This window comes from Actinomadura sp. 6K520 (assembly GCF_004349245.1).
Lineage (GTDB): Bacteria > Actinomycetota > Actinomycetes > Streptosporangiales > Streptosporangiaceae > Spirillospora.
This window is the reverse complement of record NZ_SMLC01000368.1, coordinates 1-2,071: the sequence shown is the minus strand read 5'-3', so window position 1 is coordinate 2,071 and position 2,071 is coordinate 1. Positions and strand designations below refer to the sequence as shown.

At 71.0% G+C, this 2,071-nt stretch carries 4 protein-coding genes; all 4 read left to right on the top strand.

From position 1 onward, the window contains the following. The first annotated feature begins 230 nt into the window (after window positions 1–230). Window positions 231–869: a uracil phosphoribosyltransferase gene (gene upp / locus E1289_RS37360; RefSeq protein ID WP_131988877.1), complete on the top strand. Its 639-nt coding sequence runs from the start codon at window positions 231–233 to the stop codon at window positions 867–869. A gap of 166 nt (window positions 870–1,035) precedes the next feature. After that, on the top strand, window positions 1,036–1,296 hold the full coding sequence (locus tag E1289_RS37355; RefSeq protein ID WP_131988875.1) for a hypothetical protein: 261 nt from the start codon (window positions 1,036–1,038) through the stop codon (window positions 1,294–1,296). Window positions 1,297–1,371: 75 nt separating this feature from the next. After that, the gene (locus E1289_RS38755) at window positions 1,372–1,530 is read left to right on the top strand and encodes a hypothetical protein (protein ID WP_165970784.1); all 159 of its coding nucleotides are present in this window, start codon (window positions 1,372–1,374) and stop codon (window positions 1,528–1,530) included. Next, on the top strand, window positions 1,527–2,071 hold a 545-nt coding region (locus tag E1289_RS37350), incomplete at its 3' end, for a PH domain-containing protein (RefSeq protein ID WP_131988873.1). The genes E1289_RS38755 and E1289_RS37350, both read left to right, overlap by 4 nt.

The window sequence follows — 2,071 nt, the reverse complement described above, 5'->3', positions numbered from 1 at the left end:
GTGGCGGGGGGACCGGGGAGCGGCGCCGCAGCCTCGTCCGGAGGCGACCCGGACCCGCCCGGCGGCGCCGCGGGGCCAGGTGGGTCGGGCACGGACTCCCGGGCCCGCGCCGGACCTTCCGGCTGGTGATCGCTTTGCCTGTTCATACCGCCATACTGCCCAGCTCAGCGACGTCCTATCCTGTTTCGGCGGCGTCCGGCCGATCGCGGCAGGTGGGCTACGGTGAGCGCATGCAGACCCTCGCCGTCGACCACCCCCTCGTCGCGCACAAGCTCACCACGCTGCGGGACGTCCGCACCGACTCCCCCACGTTCCGCCGCCTCGCCGACGAACTGGTCACCCTGCTCGCCTACGAGGCCACCCGGGACGTGCGGGTCACCGAGGCCACCGTCGACACCCCCCTCGTCTCGACGCGGGGCGTCCAGCTGGCGAGCCCGAAGCCGCTCGTCGTCCCGATCCTGCGCGCCGGGCTGGGGATGCTCGACGGCATGACGCGGCTGCTGCCCACCGCCGAGGTCGGCTTCCTCGGCATGATCCGCGACGAGGGCACGCTGCAGGCCCAGACGTACGCGACGCGGCTGCCGGACGACCTGTCCGGCCGGCAGTGCTACGTCCTCGACCCGATGCTCGCGACCGGCGGGACGCTCGCCGCCGCCATCCGGCTCCTGTTCGACCGCGGCGCCGACGACGTCACCGCCATCTGCCTGCTCGCCGCACCGGAGGGCCTGAAGCTGCTGGAGCAGTCGTTCTCCGGCACCTCGGCGCCGGTCCGGGTCGTGACGGCCGCGATCGACTCCCACCTCAACGAGCAGGGCTTCATCATGCCCGGCCTCGGGGACGCCGGAGACCGCCTCTACGGGGTCGTCTGACCCGGGCCTCCCGGCCGCGACCATCGACCTGACCTGCGATGTTCGTTCCCTCCGGCTGAGGGTACGAAGGCGCTACGGAACGCCTCCGCGCGTTCCCCTCCACCGCCCCGGCACAGGGGACCGTTACGGACCGGGCGGTGCGAGCGAGCTCGATCGAGGACATGTCATGGCTCACCCAGGGGACGGCGGCCAGCCGCGCTACACGGCGATCGGCGATCGGCTCGCCGAGGAGTTCGAGGGGGTGCACCCCGCCGAGACGGTGGACCGGTGCGTCTCCGCCGCGTGGCACGGGGCCGAGGAGGTCACCGGGGCGGCACCGCCCGACCTCGTGGAACGGATCGCGCGCAGGCACCTGGAGGTGCTCGCCACGGTCGCCGCCGAAAAACGCCGGAAGGCGCGACGTTCGTCGCTCGACAACGCGCCATAGCCCTTGCTTTGACGGTCGTTCGGGCTGTGCGAAACTGAACCCGGGGTCCGTGGGTCAACGCTCCGGGAGGCTGCCGTGCCCGCCAAGAAGTACATGACGTGGGCCGCGGTGGCCTTCGTGGCGTTCTACGTGATCAAGCAGCCGGACGGCGCGGCGCAGTCAGTGGAGTCGGCCGCGAACGGCATCGCCTCCGCCGCGGGTTCCCTGGCCACCTTCGTCAACGCGCTCGCATGAGGCTCGTCACTCCCGGCGACTCCGCGCCGGCCTCGGTGAACAAGTACCTGCTGCCGCACGAGAACCAGGTGATCACGGTGCGGCGGCACCCGGCCGTGCTGATGGTCCCGGTCGGCCTCGTCCTCGGCGGCCTGATCATCGCGGGGGTGCTGAGCAACACCGTCGCGAGCGACGCGGGCACGGTCATCAGCTGGATCTGGTGGGGCTGGCTGATCCTGCTGGCGTGGTTCGTCTGGCGGGTCGCGGAGTGGTCCGTCGACTACTTCGTCATCACCAACCAGCGGATGCTGCTGACCACCGGGCTCATCACCCGCAAGGTCGCGATGATGCCGCTGGCCAAGGTCACCGACATGAGTTTCAAGCGGACGATCGCGGGCCGGATGCTCGGCTACGGGGAGTTCATCCTGGAGTCCGCCGGCCAGGACCAGGCCCTCACCAACGTGGACTACCTCCCCTATCCGGAGCAGCTCTACCTCGAAGTCTGCGAGATGATCTTCCCGAACAAGAACCCGCAGCCCGAGGAGAAGACCCTCCCCCCGCC

What these genes read in the sequence shown, in the direction of transcription:
- upp (WP_131988877.1), top strand. Translation starts at nt 231, where the DNA reads ATGCAGACCCTCGCCGTCGACCACCCCCTCGTCGCGCACAAGCTCACC.
- E1289_RS37355 (WP_131988875.1), top strand. Translation starts at nt 1,036, where the DNA reads ATGGCTCACCCAGGGGACGGCGGCCAGCCGCGCTACACGGCGATCGGC.